Source organism: Sphingomonas phyllosphaerae FA2, from assembly GCF_000427645.1.
GTDB lineage: Bacteria > Pseudomonadota > Alphaproteobacteria > Sphingomonadales > Sphingomonadaceae > Sphingomonas > Sphingomonas phyllosphaerae.
On sequence record NZ_KE386571.1, the window covers coordinates 82867 to 108442 of the forward strand.

Consider the following 25576-nt stretch of genomic DNA (forward strand, 5'->3'; position numbering starts at 1 on the left):
CAGCGATCAGGCGCGAATGGACATTCGTGCGCTTGCCAGCCATCTGGGCCTGTCGATCGGCACTGTGTCGCGCGCCTTGAACGATCGTAAGGATGTCAGTCCCTTAACCCGGCAACGCGTGCTGGAGGCCGCATCGGCGCTCGGCTACACGCCCAACCAGTCCGGCCGGACGCTGCGGATCGGCCGGACCGCGACGATCGGTTTTATGCTGACGCTGGAACACGATAGCGCGGTGCACGGCGATCCCTTCTTCATGGCGCTGCTCGAAGGCGTGCAGGCCGGCCTGGTGGAACACGGCCTCGACCTGGTCATCCTGCTGGCGCGCAAGGGCGAGGACGGTGAGACCTTCCTTCGCCGCCACATCGCGCGCGGCACCGTTGACGGCTGGCTGCTGTCCGGTACGCAATATGAGGATGCCCGGATCAAGTTGCTGTCGGAGCGTCGCATTCCCTTCGTCGCGCTCGGGCGTACCGCATCGATCGCCGATTATCCGTGGATCGATCTCGACTTCGAAGGTGTCGTTGCGGAGGCAATGGCCTTGCTGCTCGCAGACGGGCACCGTCGCATCGGCTTGGTGACACCGCCGGCGACGATCAACAACAGCCACATCGTCGTCGCCGAATATCGCGCCGCGCTCGTCCGGGCCGGGCTTGCGGCGGATGAGGCATTGATTCACCGTGGCGACACCGACGAACATGACGGTGAGGCCGCGACGCGTGAGCTGATGGCTTTAGAGCAGCCGCCGTCGGCATTGTTGCTAATGGGCGAAACAGCTCCGGTGGGGGCGTATCGAGCGCTCCGCGACAAGGGTCGTGAGCCAGGACGAGATATCGCGGTGATTGGCCTGCGTAATAACCCCATGTGCCAAGCCCTGTCACCCGAGCTGACGTGCTTCACGCTTGATCTAAACGCCTTAGGTCTAGCTCTTGCGGGTAAATTAGTGTCGATAGTAGAAGATGAGGTCGGCTATGTCGAAGCAATCCAATCTCGTTGGCCCCTGAATATTCTTCTTCGGGAGAGCCACAAAGGAGGTCTGCCAAAAGAATAAGTTGAGCGTAGCTTGGTAATGCATAAGAAGTGGCTTCTGTATAAATAATCTTCGCCACTTTATCTTGTTTTTACCATCCGCTGATGGAATTATTGGTCGTTCATGAGCCATGCCGAGAAGCAGGAGGTAGGCCGCTGGGCGAACAACGGGGTGGAGAACAGTCACTTGCCGTTCCGACGAAGGGGGCGGGCAATGTTGCGGTTCTGGCAGATGAATACGCTGCAGAAGTTCGCATCTATCCACGCCAACGTCCACAATCACTTCAGCCTGGAACGCCACCTCATCGACCGACAAAACTACCGTGAACGACGCTCAGCTGCACTGGCGGAGTGGCAGGCGCTTGTCAGCTGAACGTCGCCGTCAAAAGGCCGATTTGCATCGACTGGAGAGCGGTTCGCATTAGACTGACAGCACCGCCACTACCTTGCCAAACGATATTTGGTCGCCGAGGATTAGGCGGGGGGCACCGCCCAGCTAAATGCACCGGCTGGAGATCGGTTGATGGTGGGGCGGGGCGTGCCTGCGCACGTCAGCCTCGCCGTTCCTCTACTTCAGTCGTCGTCAGTGATCAGGCTGGGGCTGCTAATATACGTGTGCTTGCCGCTGAGCCTACGGAACGTCGAGGACCTGCTATTCGAGCTCAGCATCGACATCTGGCATGAGACGCTGTGGTTGTGGTGGAGCAGGTTCGGCCTACTGTTTGCCGGAGACATTCGCCGGCAGCGGGTGAGCCGGATACGCGACCTTTGTCACTGGCGCTGGCACTTGGATGATATGTACGTAGAGCAGGTGCGCTGGCATAATATGGGATCAGCAAAGGAAGAATTTTTCTGATCTCCAAACGCCCTATATCGCAAGATCTGGCGGAAAACTTCTCCTTCGGTCGGGTGTGAGTTCGACGGGGAATGGTTATTTGGGTATGATGAGACAAACACCATCTTTGATATATTTTGCCAAGGCCTTAAAGTTGTAATATTTAAATATATTTATTCTCATACGCTTTAAATATTATTTAGCCCGGCTTCATTGGTGCCGTTGATGGATTTAGTTTGTTTGCAGAAGGTAGCTATTCCGTCATGGATGACGTGACCTTCTCCCACCGCGGCAGTGCCAGAGTCTGCAACTTGGGCCCTGATGATCCTCGGCTTCGGCGGGGTGGGTTATTCCATACGTCGTCGCCAAAAGGCTGCTGTGGGCTTCGCCTGACCTCATACAAAAGTCCGTGGAAGCGATCCTGTGGTTTACGCCAAGATTTGCCGGCAGGGCGATTACTCCGGCCGGAGCTGGGCCACCCCGAATGACTCCGCTTCCCCTGCGCGCAGCCCTTTGACGCCTTGCTCACCCCGGGGAGCACGCCAGCAGCGCGTGATCGTCGAGGATGCCACCAGCGTGAGGTTGATGATGAGCGGATGTACCTCCGCGCGCGCAGCTTGCGTCCGTTGCCGCCGAATGGGGATGATTTTGACTCTTGAGGTTGATCTACTTCGGCGAGAAATGCCGCCGAGCATCTCACAGATGTTCACCCACGGCACGCAGGTGACCACTTTAGATTAGGCCAGAAATCTGTCACGATCCTGTAAGTGAACCGGCGTCGGGGTCGCGAGGGGGCGATTGGCGGATGAATTTTCTGGACCAATTAGAGACTTTCATGCCGCATGGTATGTGCCTTTTATGGCGTCCGGAGTTGATGATCCTCCACATTGGCTCTGATGCGCTTATCGCACTGGCCTATTTCGCCATTCCTTTCGGCATTGCACAATTTGTGAATGCCAGGGTTGACCTGGATCAAGGTCACCGGCGTCTGGCTTTGCTGTTCGCTGCGTTCATCGGCCTTTGCGGCATAACTCACGTCGCCAGCATATTCGTCCTCTGGTACCCGTTCTACGTGACCGAGGGCTGGCTGAAGGCAGCGACCGCTGTCGCCTCCGTTGCGACGGCGATATTTGCGCTATCGCTTGTTCCGAAACTGCTCCTCCTGCCGTCCGCAAAAGCCTTGCAAAGGGAAATCGACGATCACCAGGCGACGCTGCGGGAGTTGCAGGCTGCTCGGGCCGCGCTCGCGCGGCGCGTGGATATGACCGAGAGCGAGTTGCGACGCGTCGAGGCAAACTACGAGACATCGGACAAGCTTCTCAGGTCCGTCGTGGAAACGGTACCCGGCGCGATCTACGCCAAGGATGAAGCAGGTCGAATGATCCTTGCGAACAAGAGCACGCTCAATTTCCTCGGCTTGTCGTGGGAAGCTGTCGTTGGAAAGAGGGATGACGAATTCATCGACGATGCCGAACAGGCTGAGGCGATCATCGCCAATGACAGGTTGGTCTTGAGCGGCGGTGGCATCCGGGAAATGGAAGAGAGCATCACGCTTCCCGACGGCGGAACGCGGACCTTTTGGTCGACCAAATATCCGATGCGGGACGACGCCGGTCGGGCAATTGGCATCGTCGGTGTCTCCGTCGACATCACGGACCGGAAGAAGGAAGAGAGTGACGCCCGTGCGTCGATCGAACGTGCGTTGGCGGAAAAGGTCGCTGCGCTGGAGCAGCGGGACATTCTCATCAGGGAAGTCTATCATCGTGTGAAAAACAACTTGCAGATTATCGACAGCTTCCTGGTGCTGCAAAGCAGGTCGTTATCGGATCAGCGTGCCAAAGACGGGCTGAGAAGCCTACGTGATCGGGTATATGCCTTGGGGCTCGTACATCACCAACTTATGGCGACGGCCGATTTTGCGACGTTCGATCTGTCGTCGTTCTTAAGTGAACTCGTCGAAAATCTCGCTGAGGGGTCTGGCTCTAGCGAAATCGCGCTTTCGGTCAGTGCCGATCCACTCACAGTGGGGCTGGACTTCGCCATACCGTTCGGTCTGTTGGTGACCGAACTTGTCACGAATGCCATCAAGCACGCATTCCCTGCGGGTTCCGGCACAATCCACGTTCAGGTGAATAACATCGGAGAGGATGAAGTCATGCTTCTCGTGAAGGATGATGGGTGTGGGACCACTGCATCGGTGACAGGCGAACCTTCAACAGGCGGTGGGCTTGGCAAGAACATCATCACCAGCATGGCGCGTCAGCTTCGGGGCAACGTGACCTACAGCTGTGACGACGGAACTCGTGTGGAGGTGCGGGTGAAGGGGCCGTGTCGGAAATGAGCGATCTTTCGGATTATGTCCTGATCGTGGACGATGAAGAGATGATCGCGATGGCCTTCAAGTACCAGATCGAGGATCTCGGGTATGCGGTGTGCGGAACGGCGGCCTCCGCGGATGAGGCCGTCGCTATGGCGTGCCTGCACCGGCCCAAGGTCGTGTTGATGGACATGCGTTTGCGGGGCGAGAAAGATGGCGTGGATGCGTCGTTAGACATTCACGAACGGGTCGGATCGCGCGTGATCTTCGTGACCGGCTCCAAGGAGCCCGCGACAGTGACGCGCATTCAGCTCGACCACCCCCGCGCTATCCTGTTCAAACCGGTGTCGTATCGGAAGCTCGAAAGCGCGATTCAGGAGGCGATGCTGGACTGATCTCGTCGAGGCGTATGGACATCGCGTGGCTGTGTCGGGGCTGCGACATGGCGCGGATTGACGGGGCGACGACCTTACATGGGCGTCGGAACCACGCCCCCGCTGAGTGGCCGCGCTTGACCAGTCCCGCCACGAGGCAGCCATGCGTGAAGTGGCTTTCGCTGGCACCGTTAGTCAAATGCACCAGCGTTTAATCCAGGGCGGGATTAAGGCAGGTGAATTTAAGCTCGTCGAGCATTCTTGATGATCGGTCGTCGGCTGGCGTAGACGCGCTCCACCTTGATCGGTCGGCAGCCTGCCCACGGCACGCTCGTGATCTGACAGGGTTGAAACGCCGGAACCGCTTGCCTGTTCGGATTGCCATGCAATGGCGGCAAGGCGGTGGTTCCTGGTTCAAGAGAGACGGAATCCAGCCGCAGTGAATTATCGCCATTCCTTCCACGCTGGTAATAGTGCCGATGTGGTCAAGCACAGTCTCCTCATAGAGCTTGTACGCGCTTTGCAACAAAAGCCGGGAGCGCTGACCCTGATCGACACGCATGCCGGTTGCGGGCTGTACGATCTTGGCGGGGAAGATGCTCGACGTACCGGCGAAGCGCTGCAGGGCGTCTTGCGAACCTTTGAAGACGCCAACCCGCTGCTAGACGATTATCGTGCGGCGGTGCGGGCGGTGAATGTTTCGTCCGAACCACACCTATATCCCGGCTCGCCACGGATCCTGGCGCAACTCGTTCGCCCGCAGGATTTTTTGATCCTGAACGAAAAACATCCGGAGGATGCCGACACGCTGCGCCGGGCGATGCGCGACACCTCCGCTGCCGTGCACGAGCGCGACGCGTATGAATTCTGGCGAGCGATGGTGCCGCCGCGCACGGCGCGCGGTGTAGTGATCGTCGACCCGCCCTATGAGCAGACCGACGAACGCGCCCGCATCACTGCGACCCTCGCGGCGGCTTACCCCAAATGGTCGCACGGCGTGACGGTGATCTGGTATCCGCTGAAGGACCGTAGCCTCCACTGGCGGTGGAAGGAGCAATTGCGCTCGCTCGGCATCCGCAAGTTCCTGAACGTCGAGCATTGGCTGTACGACGTCGACCAGCCGGGCATCTACAACGGCGCGGGCCTGTTCATCATCAACCCGCCCTATGCCTTCACGCAGGCGCTGCCGCCGATGCTGGAGGTGCTCCGCGCCGTCCTTGCGCCCGAGGGGCATCGCGGTGCGATTACGGCGGACTGGCTGACCGGGTGAAAGAAGACGTTGCGGCTTTTCGGCTGCGCCGAATCCGCGTGCCCCGATCCGTTCGGCCGTGAAGCCCGGGGCTCGATTGAAGGCGATGATACCTGTCGGCGGGGAGGGGCTTGACCGACAAACCGGGCGCAAAGCCGCCGATCCGCGCAAGCGATTGAATACGAACAACAAGACTGACAATTGGCCGCTTAGCTTGCTTTGGACCGAAGTCGGATTCGCCGCCGCCTATCCCGTTGTGATCGTTCTACATTCCAGAAATTTGGCTTCTCAGGTTAAAAGTATGACAATTCAATTGTCCGGCATTTGGCTTTTTGCGATATAGGCTAGGTTAGCTGCGACACGGCAGCGACTTGAGGAGGGGGTATATGCGGAAGCTGGAAGCGCGTTGGTTGGTCGGTGCATCGATGGTGGCGATCGCCGTCTTCGGATCGAGTGGCATGGCCGGTGCGCAGGTGAGCGCAACGCCGGCGATGCTGGCCGGCGGCGTCGGGGCCGGGCAGGGTGGCACTGCTGACCAGTCCACTGGCGCGTTGAACGCCTCGCAAGTCGCGCAACAGGATCAGAACGAGCAGGACATCGTGGTCACCGGCGTCCGGGAGTCGCTGCGCTCGGCACAGGCGCTGAAGCGCAACGCCAGCCAGATCCTCGACTCGGTACAGGCGACGGACATCGGCAAGCTGCCCGACGCCAACACCACCGAGGCGCTGCAACGCATCACCGGTGTGCAGATCCAGCGGCGCTATGGCGAGGGGGCGACCGACTTCGATCACCGCACGTCGCCGGCGATCACCGTCCGCGGGCTTACCCAGGTCCAGAACTTCCTCGATGGCCGCGCGGTCTATTCGGCATCGGGCGGTCGCGCCTTCGATCTGGAAGGCATCCCGCCCGAGCTGCTCGCCGGGATCGACGTCTACAAGAACGCGCCCGCCAACATCATCGAGGGCGGCGTCGGCGCGGCGGTGAACCTGCGCACGCGGCTGCCGTTCGACCAGCCCGGCCAGACGATCAGCGGCACCGTCCGCGGCAATTACTACGACCGGGTCGACAAGTTCGGCTATTCGGCGTCGGGGCTCTACAGCAACCGCTTCGACACCGGGATCGGCGAGATCGGCATCCTCGCCAATGCGGTCTATTCGACGAGCGCCTATCGCCAGGACGGCATTCTCGCCAACCCGCAGAACCCGATCCCGGCCGGATCGATCGCCGGCGCGCCCGCCAATGCCCGGGCGCCAATGGGGATGCAGGTCTATGACGATCTGGGCGATCGTCGCCGGCTGGGCATCGCTGCCGCGGTCCAATGGCAGGCGGCGGACAATCTGCTGGTCACCGGCCAGTATCAGCTCGCCAAATATTGGTTCAACCGCCGCGGCGCTTATTACTACACCGTCAACGGCGGATCGCAATCCAACCCGCTGCCCAGCTCGACCTTCACGTTCAACAAGGACGGCTATGCGACGTCGGGGGCGCTGCAGCAGCAGAATTTCGAGACCGGGCGCTTCGACCAGCAATTGTGGAGCCAGAGCCAGAACTTCACGCTCGGCGCCGATTGGCAGGCGACCGACCGCGCCAAGGTCCATTTCGACGTCCAGTATCTGAAGAGCTATTACAACGCCGATCGCAACGGCCACGTCCTGACGCTGTTCACCGCCGCAGGCCAGAACACGCCGACCGGATCGCCGCACCCGTCGATCATCGACTTCGACCTGCGCGGCAGCCGCCCGCGGTGGGACGTGCGCGACAAGGCTTTGCTGACGAACCCCGCCAATTACGCGACGCCGTTCATCGCCGACGCGTTGCAACGCAACGACGCCGATACGCTCGCGCTCGCCTATGACATCGAATATGATCTCGAGGGCGGCTTCCTGCAGAAGCTGCGCGGCGGCGCGCGCTATTCTGACAATTCGATTGATCTGCGCGGTACGTGGAACGGCGTCTGCCTCTACGCTACCGGCCCCGATCCGTCCTGCTCGGCGAAGGACGGCACCGCGCTGATCCCGCTCAGCCGCAATCCGGAGCTGGCGATGTCGGCGCCGTCCCCGAACTTCTTCGACGGCAAGAGCGTCACCGGCGGGCTGCTGTATCCGGCGCTGCCCGGCGGCGGCGGCGTGACCGGCGACGTCTGGAAGCAGACCAAGGCGCTGTACGCGCTGTTCGGCGCCAAGACCAAGGACGCCTTCACCCCCGGCGATCTCAACGCGCAGACCGAAAAGACCTACACCGTCTGGGGGTCGACCGATTATGCGTTCGAGGCGGGCAGCATCCGCTTCGACGGCAATGCGGGCGTACGGCTGGTCAAGACCGACCTCACCTCGTTCGGGACGCAATTCAATTCGGACGGCACCACCTCGCCGCTGGCGGTCGCCAAGAGCTACACCCGCGCATTGCCCAGCGTGAACCTGCGCGCGCGGATCACCGAGGAGTTCCAGATGCGCTTCGCCTATTCAAAGGGGCTGGCGCGACCGAACTTCGATCAACTGTCGACCAATCTCACGCTCAACAACGCCAATCAGGTCAATCCGATCACCGGTCGCCCGAGTGCCAGCTCCGGCAATCCGCGGCTCAACCCGATCGAATCCAACAATTTCGACCTGACCGCCGAATGGTATTTCGCGCCGGCCGGGTCGGTGACCGGTGGTCTGTTCTACAAGAAGGTCGACGGATTCCTGGCCAGCGGTACGCTGGTCCAGACCTTCCAGGGCCGCGCCTATGACGTCAGCACCGTGCTCAATTCGGGCAAGGGCACCGTCAAGGGCGCCGAGATCGGCTATCAGCAGTTCCTCGACTTCCTGCCCGGTCTGTTCAGCGGCTTCGGGGTGCAGGCCAATTACACCTATGTCGACTCGAACGTCACGAATCCGTTCGCGGCCGCCGGCTCCGGTCAGTCGGCGCAGCTGCCGCTCGAGAAATTGTCGAAGCACAATTACAATTTGATCGGGCTGTACGAGAAGGGGCCGCTGACCGCGCGGCTCGCCTATAATTGGCGGTCGAGCTACCTCGACCAGACGTTCGGCGCGGGCACCAACCAGCCGCAATATGCCAAGCCCTATGCGTCGCTCGACGCATCGGTGAGCGTCAACCTCAACACCCATGTCGCGATCTCGGCGGATGCGGTGAACCTGACCAATCGCATGAACGTCACGTACATCGGCACGATCGGTCAGCCGCTGCAATATCAGCTCAACGATCGCCGCTTCGGCCTGTCGCTACGCGCGACCTATTGACGACCCCTCCCGGCCTCTCCTGATAGGAAGAGGCCGGCATCGTTTGGAGGGAAGGAGCGTCGGTGGGGGTTCGGCACGATCTGGCGTTCGCCCCCGGCGCGACCCTGACCATCCTGCACGTCGGCACCGAGCGCGAGCCGGTGTTGGTCGTCGATGGTGCGACCGGACAGGTCGACGCACTGCGCGCGTTCGCCGTCAGTCAGGCCGCGTTCGCGCCGGCCGCAAGCGTCGGCAATGGCTATCCCGGCCTGCTCGGCACCGCGCCGGTCGCGTATGTCGACGCGATGGTGCGCGGGATCCTGCCGCTGATCGCGGCGCATTTTACCGGTTGCCCGGTCCGGCCAGCGCGTGCCCGCGGCAACTTCTCGCTCGTCACCACCGCCCCGGCCGATCTGACCGCCGACCAGCGCGTGCCGCATGTCGACACCGCCGACAGGCTGCAATTCGCGACCGTCCACTTCCTGTCGCCGGGAAATTCCGACGGCACCGCCTTCTTTCGCCATCGCGCAACCGGGTTCGAGACGCTCGATGCCGAACGATGGCCCGCCTACCAGGCGGCGCGCGCCCACGATCCGGTCGCGCCGCCTCGCTATTCCATCGGCGCCGACGACGGGTTCGAGGCGATCGAGATCGTCCCCGCGATCCCCGACCGATTGCTCCTCTACCGCGCGGCGCTGCTCCATTCGGGCTGGATCACGACGCTTCCTGCACGGGCAGCCGACCCACGCCACGGCCGGCTGACCGGCAACCTGTTCCTGCAATGCCGGGTGGACGCATGACCGACAACACACCGCTGCGCAGAATCGCGATCGTCGGCGGCGGCACCGCCGGCTGGATGGCGGCCGCCGCGCTCGCGCGAGTCTTGGGGCCGCACGGCCCGGCGATCACGCTGGTCGAGTCCGAGGAGATCGGGACGGTCGGCGTCGGCGAGGCGACGATTCCGCCGATCCAGGCGTTCAATGCACTGCTCGGCATCGACGAAGCCGAGTTCGTCCGCGCGACGCAGGGTACGTTCAAGCTCGGTATCGAGTTCGTTGACTGGCTGCGATCGGGGCACCGCTATTTCCATCCGTTCGGCGTCTACGGCATCGACAAGGGCGCGGTGCCGTTCGAGGCGATGTGGCAACGGCTGCGCCAGGCGGGGGAGGCGCAACCGCTGGAAGCTTATTCGATCTGCGCGGCCGCGGCGCGCGCGGGCCGGTTCATGCCGCCCCAGCCGGGCAACACGCCGCTCGCGCATATCGGCTATGCCTTCCATTTCGACGCTGGGCTCTATGCCCAGTTCCTGCGCCGCCATGCGGAGGCGGCCGGGGCCATGCGGCGCGAGGGGCGTGTCGTCGAAGTGATCCGAGGCGACCACCCCGACCGGATCGCCGCCGTCGTGCTGAAGGACGGCACGCAGATCGACGCGGATTTCTTCGTCGACTGCTCGGGGTTTCGCGGGCTGCTGATTGCCGAAACGCTGGGCGCGACCTTCGAGGATTGGGGCCAATGGCTTCCCAATGATCGCGCCGTCGCTGTCCCAACCGCGAACATCGCGCCGCCCGCGCCCTACACGCGCTCCACCGCGCGGGCAGCGGGCTGGCAATGGCGCATCCCGTTGCAGCACCGCGTTGGCAATGGCCATGTCTATGCCAGCCGGCACCTCTCCGAGGACGAGGCGACCGCGACGCTTCTAGCCAACCTTGATGGCGAGCCGCTGGCTGCGCCGCGCCAGCTCCGCTTCCGCACCGGGCGGCTCGACCGGTTCTGGATCGGCAATTGCGTTGCGCTCGGGCTGGCGAGCGGGTTCATGGAGCCGCTGGAATCGACCAGCATCCATCTGATCCAGGCGGGAATCGCGCGGCTGCTAGAAATGCTGCCGACCCGCGCGTTCGAGCCCGCAGACACGCGCCGCTACAACCGGTTGATGGTGGCGGAGTTCGAGAGCATCCGCGATTTCCTGATCCTGCATTTTCACGCGACCGAGCGGCGCGACACGGCCTATTGGCGCGATCTGGCTGCGATGCCGATCCCGGAGACGCTGGCCGAGCGACTGGCGATCCATGCGCGAACCGGGCGGGTGTATCGCGAGGCGGATGAGCTGTTCACCAAAACGAGCTGGCTGGCGGTCATGAACGGGCAAGGGCTGACGGCCGATGGCTACGATCCGCTGGCGGCGGGCATGGCGCTGGACGAGGTGCGGGCACGGTTGCAACGGATCGCCGCGGTTACGCAGGCCGCAATCGGGCATATGCCCGCGCATGCCGACTTCATCGCGCGCCATTGCGCTGCGGCCCCGATGATGGTGCCTTGAAGGTATCGGCGGGTGCACCGTCATACCCGCTGAGTTCCGCCGTTCGTACGCCGGGCGGGCATGCGATGCGCACATAAGCCGGTCAGCTGCTCCCAGCATGCCCGCCCCCTCGTGCCTGGCATCCGCTCACGAACCACCGGCCAGAAGCAAGTCCAGAATTCGACCTTCGATCGTCGCGAGTTGCGCATCGCCGTGGCGACGGGGCCGGGGGGCGGGGATGTCGGTATCGCTGACGATCCTCCCTCGATCCATCATCACCACCCGATCGCTTAGCATTACCGCCTCGCCGACGTCGTGCGTGACGAAGAGCGCCGTAAATTGCTGGCGAGACCAGACATTTTCGATCAGTCGCTGCATCTCGATCCGGGTCAGTGCGTCGAGCGCACCGAGCGGCTCGTCGAAGAGCAGCAGGCGTGGCTGGCTGACCAGGGCGCGGGCCAGGGCGACGCGCTGACGCTGGCCACCCGACAGGCGTGTCGGCCATTCGTGCGCCTTGGCCGACAGGCCCACCAACGCCAGCGTCTCGGCGGCGCGCTCCCGTGCGTCGGGCAGATCGCCGGCGCCGAGCACGACGTTCGTCAGGACGTCGAACCACGGGAGCAGGCGCGGTTCCTGAAACACGATGCGGGCGCGGTCGCGGTCCACGGTGATGGTGCCGCGCTGAGGTGCCTCCAGCCCGATGATCGTGCGCAGAAGCGTGCTCTTGCCGCAGCCGGAACGGCCGACGATCGATACGAACGCGCCGGGATCGACCACGAGGTCGAGGTTGTCGATCACCGGAGGTCCATCGAACGCGACGACCAGTCCGGACACCACGATCGGCGTACCACCGGATGCTTGTTCCACGAGCGGCCGCGAAGCGGTCTGCGCCATGTCAACGCTCTCCATAAGCGGGGTTCCAGCGCAGCAGACGGCGCTCGGCCGCGCGCGTCGCCGTGTCGGTCAGCTTGCCGAGCGCGCCGTAGATGACGATCGTCAGCACGATGACGTCGGTCTGGCTGAACTCGCGCGCCTGGTTCGCCATATAGCCGATACCGGAACTGGCGGCGATCGTCTCCGCCACGATCAGCGCCAGCCACATCAAACCGAGTGCGAAGCGGATGCCGACCAGTATCGACGGCAGCGCGCCGGGCAGCGTGACGCGCCGGAACAGCGTCGTCCGTCCCATGCCGTAGACGCGCCCCATCTCGAGCAGGCTGCGATCGACCGACCGCACGCCATGATAGGAATTGAGGTAGAGCGGGAAGAACACGCTCCATCCGATCAGCGCGATCTTCGCGCCCTCGTCGATCCCTAGCCAGAGGATGATGAGCGGAAGCAGCGCGAACGGCGGCACGCTGCGTAGCGCCTGGATCGTGGGGTCGAGCAGCCGGCGCAACCCGACCGATATGGCGGTTGCGATGCCCAGCAGCAGACCAAGCGTCCCTCCCACCGCCAGCCCCGCCAGCGCCCGGCTGGCGCTGATCGCGAGGTTGGTCGGCAGCGTGCCGTCGCGGGTGAGTTGCCATCCCGCGGTCAGGACGGCCACCGGCGCCGGCAGCACCGACGCAGGCAACGCGCCCGTCGCCGATCCCGCTTCCCAGCCGGCGAGCAACAGCGCCGGCACCAGCAGCGGCGTCCAGCGCGACCGGGCGAGACGCGACTCTTGGATCTGCCGGGTGGCCGCGCGGCTGGCCACCGCGCGCGGGTCCGCAGCGCGGCGGGGAGGTCCATAAGCAAGACTGGCCATGATCGTCTCCTCTCAGCGCTTCGGCGTCCAGCCGGTCCAGGCGGCGGCCTGCGCGTCGACCTTGCGGGTCAGCACCCCTGCCTCGAACAGGATGTCGCTAACCCGCTGCTGGTTGGCGATCTCGGCGGGCGCCACCGGGTTCACGGCGAACGGCGTGCCGGTGAAGCGGTCGAGCATTCGCCGCTGAAGCGGTGGGGAGATGCGGGTCGCCGCGGCGAACAATGGCGCCACCTGATCGAGATGCGCGTCCGCCCATGCCGCCTCGTCACGCAATGCGTCGAGCACGGCGCGAACCTGCTGCGGCTGTGCCTTCACCCACGCGCCGCGCGCGATGTAGAAATTGGTCGCGGCCAATCCTCCGCGGTCGAGCGGGACGACACGCCCACCGATCTTGTCCTCGGCGAGCGTAAGATACGGGTCCCACGTCAGCCACGCGTCGATCGCGCCGTTGGCGAAGGCGGTCATCGTATCGCCGGGAGGCAGATTGACGGGGGTCACGTCCTTGAGGGTCAGGCCGTATTTCCTGAGCGCGACGATCGCCGCGACCTCCGCCGCCGATCCCTTTACGAACGCCAGGCGCTTGCCCTTCAGATCTGCCGCCGTGCGGATCGGCGAGCCCTTGGGAACGAGCAACTGGCTGCCGATTTCGGCGGGGAAGCTGTGCGTCGCCACATAAACGATGTCGAGCCCGGTCGCCTGGGCATAGGCGACCGGCGTATCGCCGACATGGCCGAAATCGACCGCGCCGGCACGCATGGCCTCGATGAGCGGTGGGCCCGACGGGAACTCGACCCAACGGACCGGCCCGAGATGCTCGGACTCCAGCCGCTTCGTCACCACGCCGCGAAGTCGGGCGATGAGCAGCGTGCCACCTTTCTGATAGCCGATGGTGATGCCATCGCTCTTGTTCGCCTCGCCTCCGCAGCCGGCGAGAAGCAGCGCCAGTGCGGCGACGATCCAGCCGCGCCGGGTCATTCCGCTGCCTCGGCCAGAGCTGCGCCCGCTGCGGGGTGGACGGGGAAGGGCAGGCCAAGATGCTCGCGCAACGTCGTCCCTTCATAGCCGTCGCGGACCCGGCCGCGGCGTCGAAGCTCGGGCAGGACCTGATCGGCGAAATCGTCGAGATGTTCCGGCAGCGCGGGTGGCATGATGTTGAAGCCGTCGGCGCCATGACCATCGAACCATTGTTCGAGCTGGTCGGCGATCTGGCCGGCGTCGCCGAAGATCGTCCAATGCCCGCGGGCCCCGGTGACGCGCAGGTGCAACTCGCGCGCGGTCAGCCCCTCGCGGCGGGCGATATCGAGCAACAAGGCCGGGCGGCTCTTGCGCCCATCCACTACCAGCCAGTCGGGCAGTTGCCGGTCCTGATCGTGGTCGAGCAATCGTTCGTCCTCGAAGATATGCGCCAGAAAGCGACGGCCGATGTCGGGATGGACCAGTTGCTGCAATTCTTCGTAGCGCGCGCGCGCGTCCGCCTCGCTGCGGCCGATCACCGGCATCACCCCCGGCATGATCTTCAGCGTGTCCGGTGTGCGATGGTATCGCGCGAGCCGTCCCTTCACATCGGCGTAGAAGGCGGCGGCGGAGTCGAGCGTCTGATGCGCGGTGAACACCACCTCCGCGGTCGCCGCGGCCAGGTCGCGCCCCGGTTCGGACGAGCCGGCTTGCACGACCACCGGATGTCCTTGCGGAGAGCGCGGTACGTTCAGCGGACCCGCGACCGCGAAATGCTCGCCGCGGTGGTCCAGCAGATGGAGCTTGTCGGGATCGGCGAACAGCCCGGTGGCGCGATCACGCGGGAACGCATCGTCTTCCCAGCTCTCCCACAGCCCCTTCACCACGGCCGCGAACTCGGCGGCGCGTGCGTAGCGCGCCTCAGGCTCCGGATGACGGTCCAGCCCGAAGTTCTGCGCCTCGGCGGCGGCCGCAGACGTGACGAGGTTCCAGCCGGCGCGCCCGTTGCTGAGCACGTCGAGCGACGCGAACAGCCGCGCGAGCAGATAGGGCGGATAATAGGTCGTTGTCGCCGTCGCGACGAGCCCGATGCGCTGCGTGCGTGCGGCAATCGCGGAGAGCAGCGTCAGCGGCTCGAACCCGGCGACCTGCGGGCTGCGCGCTACGCTGTCGAGCTGCGACCGGTCGACCCAGCCACCCTGGCTGTCGGCAAGGAACATCATGTCGAAGCCTGCGGCCTCGGCACGTTGCGCGATGGTGACATAATGGTCGATGCTGACGCCGGCGTCGGCGGCGGCGCGCGGGTGCCGCCACGCGGCGACATGATGTCCCGTCGCCATCAGGAACGCGCCAAGGCGAATTTGGTCGGTACGCTTGGTCATGGAAACGTCTCCAGAAAGGGAAGCGGGCGGCTCAGCCGAACCGGCGGCCGAGCGTGAGGCCGATCGTGCGGGGTTCGCCGAAGATCTGGTTGATCGGCGAGGAGCCGCCCGCCGTGCTGAACATTGTCGCGTAGCGCCGGTCGAACAGGTTGCGTGACCACAGCGAAAGCGACCACAGATCGTCGGCCGAGCGCACGCCGACGCCGGCGTTCACCAGTGCATAGCCGGGCTGCCAGAAGTAGATCGAGCGCGGATTCGCGAGATTGGTGCGCGTGCGGTAGGCGACGTTGGCATAGCCGGTCAGGACCAGATGGCCGCCGATCGGTTGCGTGACGTCCAGACCGCCCTGCAGCGTCCATTTCGGCGCGTTACGGATTTGATAGCCGGTCAGCGGCAGTCGCGTCGCGGCGGCGGCCACGCCCTGCTGCGTCGCAAGATACGCCTGATATTCAAGGGGGGCCGGCGCATTGTCGTACGACAGGTAGCGCGCATCGTTATGCGCCGCGTTGAAGGTGAGCGTCCAGCCCTGCACCGGGGAGACGCCGGTCTCCAGCTCGAACCCGCGCAGCCGCACCTTGCCGACATTGGCGAGATAGGTGCCGAGGACCGGCTGGCTCTGATCGACCTGCGTGTCCTGATAGTTCTTGATCGTGTCGTTGTAGAAGTTGAGGTTGGCGGTCACGCGCCCGTCGAGCCAGCGGCCCTTCACTCCCACTTCGAAGTCCTGCGACGTTTCCGGCTGGATGATCAGCACGCCGGCCTGTGCGGCGGTCGCAGCCGTGTTCACCGCGCCGGATTTCTCGCCATAGCTGGCAACCGCATAGGCGTTCAGCGTGTCGCTGATCTTCCAGGCGGGATTGATGAGCCACGACCACGATCCGTGCCGCACCGCCGCGTCGAGATTGTAGACTGGGCCGGTGATCGCGGCGCGTTGCGCGGCATAGGCGGCAAGGCTGTCGGTGAGCGGCGCGGCGCCGAACGACGAGCCCGCAACGGACGCCGCCTTCCGCTCGCTGGTGTAGCGTACCCCGCCGGTGACCGACACCCGCTCACCAAGGTGCAGCGTCGCTTGACCGAACCCCGCCAGGCTGTCGACCTTCATCCGTCCGTCGCGATCGACCTCCAGGTTGGCGAGGACGGCCGAGGGCACCTTGGGCGACAGGAAATAGGTGCTCGCGTCGCTGTAATAGATGGTGCGCAGGCGACTGCGCAGATCCTCGTGCAGGTAATACGCCCCGACCGTCCAGTCGATCGGCCCACCTTTGTCGGAGGCTAGGCGCAGTTCCTGCGTATATTGGTCGACATCGACGTCGAAGCCGTAGCGCAGGATCGACAGCGGGCTGCCGTCGCTGTCGTTATAGGGGCGGAAGTACATCCGCCGCCATGCGGAGATCGCCGACAAGGTCGTTCCGCCGATACCCACCGTCGCCTCGTTCGAAGCTCCATCCACGCGCGAGACGAGGCGTTTTTGCGTGTTGAGGTTGGCGTTGTCGGGGGAGGCCAGGCTCGGATTGTAGCCGAAGAGCGTGCGTAGCTTGTTGGTCCAGCTATTGCGTGCGCCGGTGGGATTGGCCGTTGTGGTGAAGGGCGTGTTGTCGAGCTTCAGGTTGGTGTTGACGTCGACGGTCGGCGGATACCAGTTGTTGTATTCGGTCGTTTCGTAATGTTCCGCGATCAATCGGCTGCTGACGGTATCGCTCGGCTTCCACAGCAACTGGCCGCGGGTCGACCAGCGGTTCGTGTTCAGGTAGCCGGCGCCGTCATAGGCATTGGTGATCCAGCCGTCGTCGACCGAATTGGAGAAGGTCAGCCGGTACGCGAGCGTGTCCGAGATCGGGCCAGTCGCATTCAGGCGCAGTTGCTTCAGGTTGCGCGAGCCGTAAGTGGCGTTGATGTTGAGTTCGGGCGTAAAGCTCGGCTGCTGCGTCCGGACGATCAGCGCACCGATCGTCGTGTTCTTGCCCAGCAGCGTGCCCTGGGGGCCGCGCGCCACCTCGATGCTGTCGAGGTCCACGAAATCGAGCCAGCTGAAGCCGACATAATTGTAGACGACGTTGTCGACGATCAGGCCGACGCCGCCCTCCGCGCCGTCGTTGCTGGCGTTGCCGCCAAGACCGCGGATGAAGAGCCCCGAGACGCGCGTATTCTGTTGCAGCGCGCTGAAATTGGGCACCTTGATCGCGAAATCGGCGACTCGATCGAGGTGTTTTGCGGCAAGTTCCTGCCCCGCGACGACCGAAATGGCGATCGGCACGTCCTGCAACCGTTCGCTACGATGACGCGCCGTGACGGTGACTTCGCCTCCGAACGCCTCGTCGACGTCCGGCGTCGACGCATCGGCGATCTTGCCGGCGGTGTCCTCGCCCGGAAGATCGCGCGCGGCAGCCGGCGTCGCCAGCGCGAGGAAGGAGACGGCACCGAGCAACGCGGCACCGAAGCCGTTGATTGTCATGATAGAAAGTTCCCCCTTTTCTTGTTCTTGTCAGCGCGCGTCGAAGCAGCGCGCGAATCCGCACGCGGCGAGTTGCTTCGCGCGCGGCGCGGGTGTGACCCGGTTCAGGTCGGCGGCGACCCGCTCAGGCCGCGGCGGCGCGCTCCGCCGGTTCGGGTTTGATCGTGCGGCTGCGGTGGTCGTCGAGACCGACCGCCACGTCTCTGGCAATGGTGGCGCGGCGCAGATGACGTGGCTTCTTGCCGAAGTCCGCGATGGCGCGATGCTGTATCGCGCGATTGTCCCTGATCGCGACGTCGCCGGGCTGCCTGCGCATCGTATGCTCTGCCACGGTCGCGTGTTCCTGCAACGCGTTGAAGATGCGCTGCGAGCCCGCCTGCTTCACGCCGCGCGCGGCATCGTCCAGCGCGCCCTGCCCGCGAAAAAAGATCACCGTGCAGCGTAGAAGAGCAGCACGGATCGGCGCCAGCGTTGCGGCGTCCCCCGCGTCGCGGCCGAGATCGATGCCGAGGATTTCCGCGCCGGTCCGGCCAGCGGCCGGGCGCATGTCGGGTGCGATTTCGGCGGAAGAGGCACCGGCAAATTCATGGTGGATCACGGTCATGAATGCTCTTTCTCAAACAGGCGACGGGCGATTGGCCGCAACCGACCGAGGCACAATTCAAACTCCACCGATTCAGTGGGAATTGATAGAAATTTAAAATTGGCGGTCGGCAAATTTGGTTTCGCAGGCTGCGCCGGGCGCAAAGACGGCGGATTTGGCCGTCACCGGCGGCTTCAATCACCGGCCACGCACAAACCGGCGCAGACCGATGGCCTGAAGAATCAGCCGATCCGCTCCGGTCTGTGCGATTTGTGTCTTTTCTTTGCTTGCCGCGTTGGGGAGGTGAACGGCAAGAGGACGGCGCGATGGGACGATTGTTGACCACCTTACTGGCGTGGCTCATCGCGATCCTCGGCGGATTTTTCGCGGTGGCCGGCGGGGTGCTCGTCTCGCTGGGCGGATCGCCCTATTATCTGGTCGCCGGCCTCGCCATGATCGCGAGCGGCGCCTTGCTCGGTCGCGGCAGCGTGCTGGGGCGCTGGCTGTTCGTCCTCATCTGGGCAGGGACGCTGCTCTGGGCGTTGTGGGAGGTCGGGTTCGACGGTCTCCAGCTCGTCCCGCGTCTGGTCGCCCCCACGGTGTTGCTCGTACTGGTGCTGTTGACTGGCTGGAGCGGGCGATCGCCACGGCTGCATCACCGTGCGGTTCCGGCGGCCGCCATCGCGCTGATCGCCTTCTGTGCCGGCGGGTTGCTGCTGCGCGGTGAGGGTGCGGTCGCGCAGCAGACGCCGAATTCGGTCGTCGCCGCTGCGCCCACCGGGGGGGCGGACGGTGATTGGCGCGATTATGGCGGAACGCTTTCGGGTCGCCGCTACTCCGCGTTGGCGGACATCACGCCACAGAATGTCGGGCAGCTACAGCTCGCCTGGACGCAGCGCACCGGCGATCTGCCGATGCCGGCGGAGAGCAAGGAGCACAAACGCGAATATCATTCGGAGGCGACCCCGATCCACATCGGCGACACGCTTTATACCTGTACGCCGCATTCCTTCGTCCAGGCGATCGACGCCACCACCGGCCGGACGAAGTGGAGCTGGCACGAGGATGCCAGGATCGCCGGCAACAATTATCTCGTCTGTCGTGGCGTCACCTATTTCGAGGCGCCGGCCGGAACGCCGTGCCCGCGCCGCATCTTCGCGCCGACCTTCAACGCCCGGCTGGTGGCGCTGGATGCCGACACCGGGCGGCCGTGCCCGAGCTTCGCCAACGGCGGCGCGATCGACCTGCGCGCCAATATGGGCACGTCCAAGCCATCCGATCAGATCGGCACCACGCCGCCGGTGGTGGTCAACAATCGCCTGATCATCGGCGAGCGGATCATCGACAACGTCAATCGCGACATCCCCTCGGGCGTGGTGCGCGCCTATGACCCGGTGTCGGGTGCGCCGGTCTGGGCGTGGGACGTCGGCCGCTCCCCCGATGCGATCGCGCCGCTGCCGGCGGGGCAGACCTACACGCGCGGGACGCCCAATGTCTGGGGCGCGATCACGGCGGATTCCGCCAACGGGCTCGTCTATCTCGGCACCGGCAACGCGTCGCCCGATTACTGGATCGGCTACCGCCGGCCCTTCGACGACCGGTTCGGTTCGTCGATCGTCGCGCTCGACATCGCGACCGGCAAGTTGCGCTGGACGCGGCAGCTGGTGCACCGCGACATGTGGGACATGGACCTGCCGATCGGTCCGTCGCTGTTCGACTATCGCGCGCCCAACGGGCAGGTGATCCCGGCGCTGCTCCAGACGACCAAGATGGGGCAGGTGTTCTTCCTCAACCGCATGACCGGCGCGCCGATCGCCGCGATCACCGAACGGCCGGTCCGCACCGACGGCGCCACCCCGGGTGTCCGGGTGTCGCCGACGCAGCCATTCTCGACCGGGATGCCGAGCTTCACCCCGGCGGCCCCCAGCGAGGTCGCGACCTGGGGCGCGACGCCGATCGACCAGTTGTTCTGCCGGATCGACATCCGCCGCGCGCAGGGCACCGGCATCTACCAGCCGATGGGGCTGAAGCCGATCATCGGCCATCCGGCGTTTGATGGCGTAACCGACTGGGGCGGTGCGGCGGTCGATCCGGTGCGCGGGATCATGACCGTCAACACGATGGAGATGCCGTTCAAGCTGTGGCTGATGCGCCGTGACGATCCGCGCGTCGGGCCGATGATGAAGCAGAAGCAGGGCGGCGAGAACGCCATGCAGGCGCAGCTCCAGACGCAGTATAACACCCCCTATGTCGCGGTGGTGAAGGCGTGGGTGGGAATATTCGGCGCGCCGTGCGTCGCGCCGCCGTGGGGGCATTTGACCGCGGTCGATCTCGGCACGCGGCGCATCCTGTGGAAGAAGGTGCTGGGCACCGCCCGCGACACCGGGCTGTTCGGCACGCATCTGGGCGTCCCGATCAAGACCGGCGTGCCCAATCTCGGCGGATCGATCATCACCGCCGGCGGGCTCGCCTTCATCGGCGCGACCACCGACCAGTATCTGCGCGCCTACGATCTCAACAGCGGCGAGGTGGTGTGGAAAGCGCGGCTGCCCGCCGGCGCGCAGGCGACACCGATGACGTACCGAGGGCGCGACGGGCGGCAATATGTGGTGATCACCGCGGGCGGCCACGGTGCGCTGGGCACGCGTTACGGTGATTACACGCTGGCCTTCGCGCTGCCGCGGCAGCGTTGATGCGCGGGGACGGGCGACGATAAAAGCAGGCCGGCGGTTACCTTCGCCGGCCTGCGCGGTTAAGCCGCCTTATGGAACAACAAGCTCTCGTGATCGCGCTGATCGGCGCCTTGGGGATCGGTGCGCAATGGGTGGCGTGGCGGACCGGATGGCCCGCCATCGCGCTGATGCTGGCCGCGGGTGTCATCGCCGGCCCGATCGCCGGCGTGATCGTGCCCGAACAGACCTTCGGTTCGCTCCTGGAGCCGATGATCTCGATCGCCGTCGCGTTGATCCTGTTCGAAGGTGGGCTGAGCCTCAATTTCCGGGAGCTGCGCAAGACCGAAGGCGCGGTGACGCGGTTGATGGTGATCGGCATTCCGCTCGGCTGGGTTCTCGGTACGCTGGCCTGCTATTACGTCGCCGGGCTGGTGTGGCCTGTCGCGATCCTGTTCGCAGGCATCCTCGTCGTAACGGGCCCGACAGTGGTCATCCCGCTGCTGCGGCAGAGCAATGTCGCGTCGCGTCCGCGCGCGATCCTGAAGTGGGAAGCGATCGTCAACGATCCGTTCGGCGCGCTCTGCGCGGTCATCACCTACGAATATCTGCGGCGCGTCGATGACGGGGGGACATTGCTGTCAGTGGTGTCCGCGCTGCTGGGCGCGGCTGTGGTCTCCGGGCTGATCGGGTACGGCATGGCGCGTGCGATCGCCTGGGCGTTCCCGCGCGGGCATGTGCCGGAATATCTGAAGGCGCCGGTCCTGCTCGTCGCCGTCATCGGGACGTTCGTCCTGTCGAACCTGATCCAGCAGGAAACCGGGCTGCTCGCGGTGACGGTGATGGGGGTGGCGGTGGCCAACATGCGGCTGGATTCGCTGCGCGACATCCATCCGTTCAAGGAAAATGTGACGGTCCTGCTGATCTCCGGCGTCTTCGTCCTGTTGTCCGCCTCGCTCGACTTCGCGGCGCTTCGCCTGTTCGAGTGGCGCTTCGCCGCGTTCCTCTTCGCGCTGCTGTTCCTCGTCCGGCCGGCGACCGTGCTGATCGCATTGGCGTTCAGCAAGATCCCGTGGAACGAGCGGCTGCTGATCGCGTGGATCGCGCCGCGCGGCGTCGTCGCGGTCGCGATTTCGGGGCTGTTCGCGCTGCGCCTCAACCAGCTCGGCTATGGCAATGGCGAAATCCTGGTCACCCTGTCCTTCGCGGTCGTGGTCGCGACGATCGTCGCGCACGGCTTCAGCATCCGCCACGTCGCGCGCTGGCTGAAGGTGACCGGGGCGACGCAGAAAGGATTGCTGATCGTCGGCAGCACGTCGTGGAGCGTCTCGCTGGCGCGACAGCTTCAGTCGCTGGGGCTGCCGGTGATGATCGCCGACACGAGCTGGCAGCGACTGTCGGCCGCGCGTCAGGCGGGCATCGAAACCTTCCACGGCGAGATCCTGGCGGAGACGACCGACGAACGGCTCGACCTCACGCAATTTCAGGTTCTTGCCGCGACCACAGAGAACGAAGCCTATAACGCGCTGGTCTGCAACGAATTCGCGCACAAGGTCGGTCGCGACTCGGTCTATCAACTGGGGGGCAGCGGCGATGACGAGGACCGGCGCAGCCTGCCCGAGGCGTTGCGTGGCCGCGCGATGTTCACCGCCGGGCACGGCGTCGAGGACATTTCTCGGCGTGAGGCCGCCGGCTGGGCGTTTCGCAGAACCCGGATCAGCGAGCAGTTCAACTTCGAGGATGCCCGCTCGCTGCTGCCGGACGAGGCCGACATGCTGTTCGTGCTGCACAAGGATGGTCGTATCCGGTTCTTCACCCATGCCGCACGACCGACGCCGCAAAGCGGCGACATCATGGTGTCTTACGGTCCGTCGCGGCATGGTGATCCGGAGGCAAATCGATCCATCGCAGTCGGAGAGGGTATTGCATGACGATGTTGAAGTGGAAGGACCGCGCGTCGCTCCTCGCCGCCGCCGCCGCGATCGGCCTCGGCATGGCCGGGTGCGCGCCGCGAACCGAACCCGCCGGCAACGATACGGCGCACGAATCGCCCGAGGGCGAGGCCGCCGGCAACGGCGCGCTGCCCAACAATCAAGTCGACGATGGGGCGAAGGAGGATGCGGCCAAATCGATCATCCGTCCGGACATCGAGCCATCCCCCACGACGACCCCTCCCGCCAAGGCAGCCGAACTGACCGTGCCGTTCCCCGCCAGCGGCGTTCAGCCGGATGCGGCGGGACGGGCGTTGCTCGACACGCTGGCGGCCGATCCGGTCGTGGCGCTCGGCGGCCCGATCACGATCTGGGGTCACAGCGATTCCAAGGGCTCCGACGCGGCCAACCTCAGCGCGTCCCGCCGCCGTGCAGAGGCCGCACGCGACTATCTGGTGACGAAGGGGATTGCGGCGGATCGCATGACCGTCATCGCGCTTGGCGAGGCGCGGCCGATTGCCCCCAATCGGAATCTCGACGGCACGGATGATCCGCAGGGGCGCGACAAGAACAGGCGCGTGGAGATCAAGGTCGATGTGCCGGCGAACGCGCCGGCCGCCGACGCGGCGCCTTCGAACGATCCGTGACGTCCGGCTGGCCGGCCGCGCACGATGATCGGGAACGTCATGCCGCGTGGGTCGCTTGAGCAGCACGGGCGCGGATGCCCGTGGAGATGCTTGATGGCAGAAGCCGGAACCGCGACACTATATCGAATGGTGCTGCCCGGTCACACCTGTCCGTTCGGCGTCCGCGCCAAACAGATGCTGGAGGACGCGGGCTATGACGTCGACGACCGTATCCTGCGGTCGCGCGACGAGGTCGATGCGTTCAAGGCGGAACAGGGCGTCGCGACGACGCCGCAAGTCTTCATCGATGGCGAGCGGATCGGTGGCAGCGACGAACTCGAGCGCCTGCTGGCGAAGGGGTGATCGCGTGCGTGACGCGGCGGCGCAGCGGGTGACCGTCTGGCATGACGGAAACTGTCCGCTCTGCCGACGCGAGATCGCCCTGATGCGGCGTCTGGATCGGCGCGGTGCGATCGCGTTCGTGGATGCCACCGGCCCGGTTGATTGTCCGCTCGACCGCGCCGACATGCTGGCCCGCTTCCACGCGCAGGAGGACGGCGGTCCGTTGTTGTCCGGGGCGGCGGCGTTTGCGGCGATGTGGCGCGCGATCCCGCTGTTGCGGCCGTTGGGCGAGGTGGCGCGCAACCGGCTGGTGCTGGCCGGGCTGGAGCGTGTCTATCGGTCCTTCCTTCGCGTGCGGCCGCGGCTTAAGCGCCGGTTCCTGCGGCGAAAAGCCCGCGCATGAGGCCGCGGCCCGATCCCGTGGCGCCCGGACAGGAGAGGGTGTGGTGCTACCCGCGCCCTGCGGTCGCAGAAGCCAGCGATCGACATGTCATCATCGAGCATCGCGGTGTTCTTGTCGCCGATACGCGCCGTGCGGTTCGCACGCTGGAGACCAGCCATCCACCAAGCTGGTATCTGCCCCCTGCCGACCTGACGTCTGGGCTGCTGCGCGCATCGTCACGCCGCTCCTTCTGCGAATGGAAGGGGCACGCGGTCTACTGGCATCTGGCGATCGGCGACGAATTGCTCCGCGACGTGGCGTGGAGCTATCCCGAGCCGACGCCTGACTTCGCGGCCTTGCGCGATCACGTCGCCTTCTATGCAGGGCCGTTCGACCGTTGCACGATCGATGGCGAGCAGGTGGTGCCGCAGCCCGGCGGCTTTTACGGTGGCTGGATCACCTCCGACCTCGCGGGGCCGTTCAAGGGCGTTTCCGGCAGCACGGGGTGGTGACGGTCGGCGCGTCGCTTCCCTCACCGACGTGAGCGTAGCGACGCGCGCGGGACTGAACACCTAGACCGATCGACGTCCCGAGAACAGCTGGATCAGCCCGACCACGATGGCGACGACGAGCAGGATGTGAATCAGGCCCCCGGCGACGTGCAGGGAAAATCCGAGCAGCCACAGCACCAGCAAAATCACGGCGATGGTCCACAACATGGCGTCTTCCCTAATCGATGCGCCTGCCGGCGGTGGCAGACACATTCAGAAATAATCGGCGCCCGAAAGCGTTCCACGGGCACGCGTCGCGCGTCATAAACGCGAAAGGGGCGCCCGATGCGGACGCCCCTCCAGTCCGGGCCACGCTTGGGAGCAGCCCGTCCTGTTCGATGTGGCTCAGATGCCGTTCTTCAGATTGGTGTCCGCATCATGCGTGCGCATGTCGTCGGCCTTCTTCTCGCCGAGGTCGCGAACCGCATCGGCCTTGTTCTCGAGTTGGTCCTCGGCCGCGTCGTTCTCGACATTGTCCGCCGCATCCTCGAGATTGTCCGCGACCGCGTCGGCATTGGCCTCGATATTGTCGGCCGCCTGCTCGCGCGGGCTGGAGTTGCATGCGCTGAGCGAGGCCACGCCGGCCAGCAACGCGATCGCCAAAACCTTCTTCATGAAAAGCCCCTTCGTTGGAGG

Annotated in this window: 21 protein-coding genes and 2 pseudogenes; 15 read left to right on the forward strand and 8 right to left on the reverse strand. The window is 64.9% G+C overall.

Features of this window, described 5'->3' with window-relative positions:
- Positions 1 to 16 precede the first annotated feature (16 nt).
- The 9 genes and pseudogenes from SPHPH_RS0100800 to SPHPH_RS0100840 all read left to right on the forward strand — a co-directional run bounded on the left by SPHPH_RS0100800 (position 17) and on the right by SPHPH_RS0100840 (position 11339).
- Complete coding sequence (locus SPHPH_RS0100800; RefSeq protein WP_028964995.1) at positions 17 to 1048, forward strand: LacI family DNA-binding transcriptional regulator; 1032 nt, start codon at positions 17 to 19, stop codon at positions 1046 to 1048.
- Positions 1049 to 1168: 120 nt separating this feature from the next.
- Positions 1169 to 1399, forward strand: a pseudogene (locus SPHPH_RS18480) (DDE-type integrase/transposase/recombinase); the annotation flags it as partial.
- 750 nt (positions 1400 to 2149) lie between these two features.
- Positions 2150 to 2254 (forward strand): annotated as a pseudogene (locus SPHPH_RS20630) (PEPxxWA-CTERM sorting domain-containing protein); the annotation flags it as partial.
- Positions 2255 to 2666: 412 nt separating this feature from the next.
- Complete coding sequence (locus SPHPH_RS20310; protein ID WP_051272757.1) at positions 2667 to 4202, forward strand: sensor histidine kinase; 1536 nt, start codon at positions 2667 to 2669, stop codon at positions 4200 to 4202.
- Positions 4199 to 4573 (forward strand): response regulator, encoded by a 375-nt coding sequence (locus tag SPHPH_RS0100820; RefSeq protein WP_037487823.1) that lies wholly within the window; start codon positions 4199 to 4201, stop codon positions 4571 to 4573. The genes SPHPH_RS20310 and SPHPH_RS0100820 overlap by 4 nt, the downstream gene beginning before the upstream one ends.
- Before the next feature lie 418 nt (positions 4574 to 4991).
- Positions 4992 to 5822, forward strand: a complete 831-nt coding sequence (locus SPHPH_RS0100825; protein ID WP_028964998.1) for a 23S rRNA (adenine(2030)-N(6))-methyltransferase RlmJ — start codon at positions 4992 to 4994, stop codon at positions 5820 to 5822.
- A gap of 365 nt (positions 5823 to 6187) precedes the next feature.
- Positions 6188 to 9043: a TonB-dependent receptor gene (locus SPHPH_RS0100830; protein ID WP_051272758.1), complete on the forward strand. Its 2856-nt coding sequence runs from the start codon at positions 6188 to 6190 to the stop codon at positions 9041 to 9043.
- A gap of 62 nt (positions 9044 to 9105) precedes the next feature.
- Complete coding sequence (locus SPHPH_RS18495) at positions 9106 to 9822, forward strand: DUF6445 family protein (RefSeq protein ID WP_051272759.1); 717 nt, start codon at positions 9106 to 9108, stop codon at positions 9820 to 9822.
- Entirely contained in the window at positions 9819 to 11339 is a 1521-nt protein-coding gene (locus SPHPH_RS0100840) for a tryptophan halogenase family protein (protein WP_028965000.1), read from the forward strand. The genes SPHPH_RS18495 and SPHPH_RS0100840 overlap by 4 nt, the downstream gene beginning before the upstream one ends.
- A 126-nt stretch (positions 11340 to 11465) precedes the next feature.
- Here the strand turns inward: SPHPH_RS0100840 and SPHPH_RS18500 are convergent, their stop codons facing one another.
- The 6 genes from SPHPH_RS18500 to SPHPH_RS0100870 all read right to left on the reverse strand — a co-directional run bounded on the left by SPHPH_RS18500 (position 11466) and on the right by SPHPH_RS0100870 (position 18460).
- Positions 11466 to 12212 carry an ABC transporter ATP-binding protein gene (locus SPHPH_RS18500; protein ID WP_037487825.1) on the reverse strand — a complete coding sequence of 249 codons (747 nt, stop codon included), beginning with the start codon at positions 12210 to 12212 and terminating at the stop codon, positions 11466 to 11468.
- A 1-nt stretch (position 12213) separates the two neighbouring features.
- Positions 12214 to 13068, reverse strand: a complete 855-nt coding sequence (locus tag SPHPH_RS0100850) for an ABC transporter permease subunit (protein ID WP_028965001.1) — start codon at positions 13066 to 13068, stop codon at positions 12214 to 12216.
- Between the two features lie 12 nt (positions 13069 to 13080).
- Positions 13081 to 14043 (reverse strand): aliphatic sulfonate ABC transporter substrate-binding protein, encoded by a 963-nt coding sequence (locus SPHPH_RS18505; protein WP_051272760.1) that lies wholly within the window; start codon positions 14041 to 14043, stop codon positions 13081 to 13083.
- Positions 14040 to 15404 carry an LLM class flavin-dependent oxidoreductase gene (locus tag SPHPH_RS0100860; RefSeq protein WP_028965002.1) on the reverse strand — a complete coding sequence of 455 codons (1365 nt, stop codon included), beginning with the start codon at positions 15402 to 15404 and terminating at the stop codon, positions 14040 to 14042. The genes SPHPH_RS18505 and SPHPH_RS0100860 overlap by 4 nt, the downstream gene beginning before the upstream one ends.
- Before the next feature lie 31 nt (positions 15405 to 15435).
- Positions 15436 to 17856 carry a TonB-dependent receptor gene (locus SPHPH_RS18510; RefSeq protein WP_051272761.1) on the reverse strand — a complete coding sequence of 807 codons (2421 nt, stop codon included), beginning with the start codon at positions 17854 to 17856 and terminating at the stop codon, positions 15436 to 15438.
- 124 nt (positions 17857 to 17980) lie between these two features.
- A complete protein-coding gene (locus tag SPHPH_RS0100870; RefSeq protein ID WP_028965003.1) occupies positions 17981 to 18460 on the reverse strand; it encodes a TauD/TfdA dioxygenase family protein in 480 nt (159 codons plus the stop codon).
- A 317-nt stretch (positions 18461 to 18777) separates the two neighbouring features.
- Here SPHPH_RS0100870 and SPHPH_RS0100875 point away from each other — a divergent pair, with 317 nt between their 5' ends.
- The 6 genes from SPHPH_RS0100875 to SPHPH_RS0100900 all read left to right on the forward strand — a co-directional run bounded on the left by SPHPH_RS0100875 (position 18778) and on the right by SPHPH_RS0100900 (position 24901).
- Positions 18778 to 21132 carry a membrane-bound PQQ-dependent dehydrogenase, glucose/quinate/shikimate family gene (locus tag SPHPH_RS0100875; RefSeq protein ID WP_238302787.1) on the forward strand — a complete coding sequence of 785 codons (2355 nt, stop codon included), beginning with the start codon at positions 18778 to 18780 and terminating at the stop codon, positions 21130 to 21132.
- Positions 21133 to 21203: 71 nt separating this feature from the next.
- The gene (locus SPHPH_RS18515; RefSeq protein WP_037487828.1) at positions 21204 to 23039 is read left to right on the forward strand and encodes a cation:proton antiporter; all 1836 of its coding nucleotides are present in this window, start codon (positions 21204 to 21206) and stop codon (positions 23037 to 23039) included.
- Positions 23036 to 23686: an OmpA family protein gene (locus SPHPH_RS0100885; RefSeq protein WP_051272762.1), complete on the forward strand. Its 651-nt coding sequence runs from the start codon at positions 23036 to 23038 to the stop codon at positions 23684 to 23686. Before SPHPH_RS18515 ends, SPHPH_RS0100885 begins: the two co-directional genes overlap by 4 nt.
- A gap of 93 nt (positions 23687 to 23779) precedes the next feature.
- Positions 23780 to 24028 carry a glutaredoxin domain-containing protein gene (locus tag SPHPH_RS0100890; RefSeq protein WP_028965006.1) on the forward strand — a complete coding sequence of 83 codons (249 nt, stop codon included), beginning with the start codon at positions 23780 to 23782 and terminating at the stop codon, positions 24026 to 24028.
- Between the two features lie 28 nt (positions 24029 to 24056).
- On the forward strand, positions 24057 to 24410 hold the full coding sequence (locus SPHPH_RS0100895; protein ID WP_272944257.1) for a thiol-disulfide oxidoreductase DCC family protein: 354 nt from the start codon (positions 24057 to 24059) through the stop codon (positions 24408 to 24410).
- Positions 24407 to 24901 (forward strand): DUF427 domain-containing protein, encoded by a 495-nt coding sequence (locus tag SPHPH_RS0100900; protein ID WP_028965008.1) that lies wholly within the window; start codon positions 24407 to 24409, stop codon positions 24899 to 24901. Before SPHPH_RS0100895 ends, SPHPH_RS0100900 begins: the two co-directional genes overlap by 4 nt.
- A gap of 60 nt (positions 24902 to 24961) precedes the next feature.
- On the opposite strand, the gene SPHPH_RS20980 is transcribed toward SPHPH_RS0100900, so the two are convergent.
- Both SPHPH_RS20980 and SPHPH_RS0100910 read right to left on the reverse strand, forming a co-directional pair.
- Positions 24962 to 25108 (reverse strand): lmo0937 family membrane protein, encoded by a 147-nt coding sequence (locus SPHPH_RS20980; RefSeq protein WP_156025757.1) that lies wholly within the window; start codon positions 25106 to 25108, stop codon positions 24962 to 24964.
- Between the two features lie 177 nt (positions 25109 to 25285).
- Positions 25286 to 25555, reverse strand: a complete 270-nt coding sequence (locus tag SPHPH_RS0100910) for a hypothetical protein (RefSeq protein ID WP_028965009.1) — start codon at positions 25553 to 25555, stop codon at positions 25286 to 25288.
- Between the last annotated feature and the right edge of the window lie 21 nt (positions 25556 to 25576).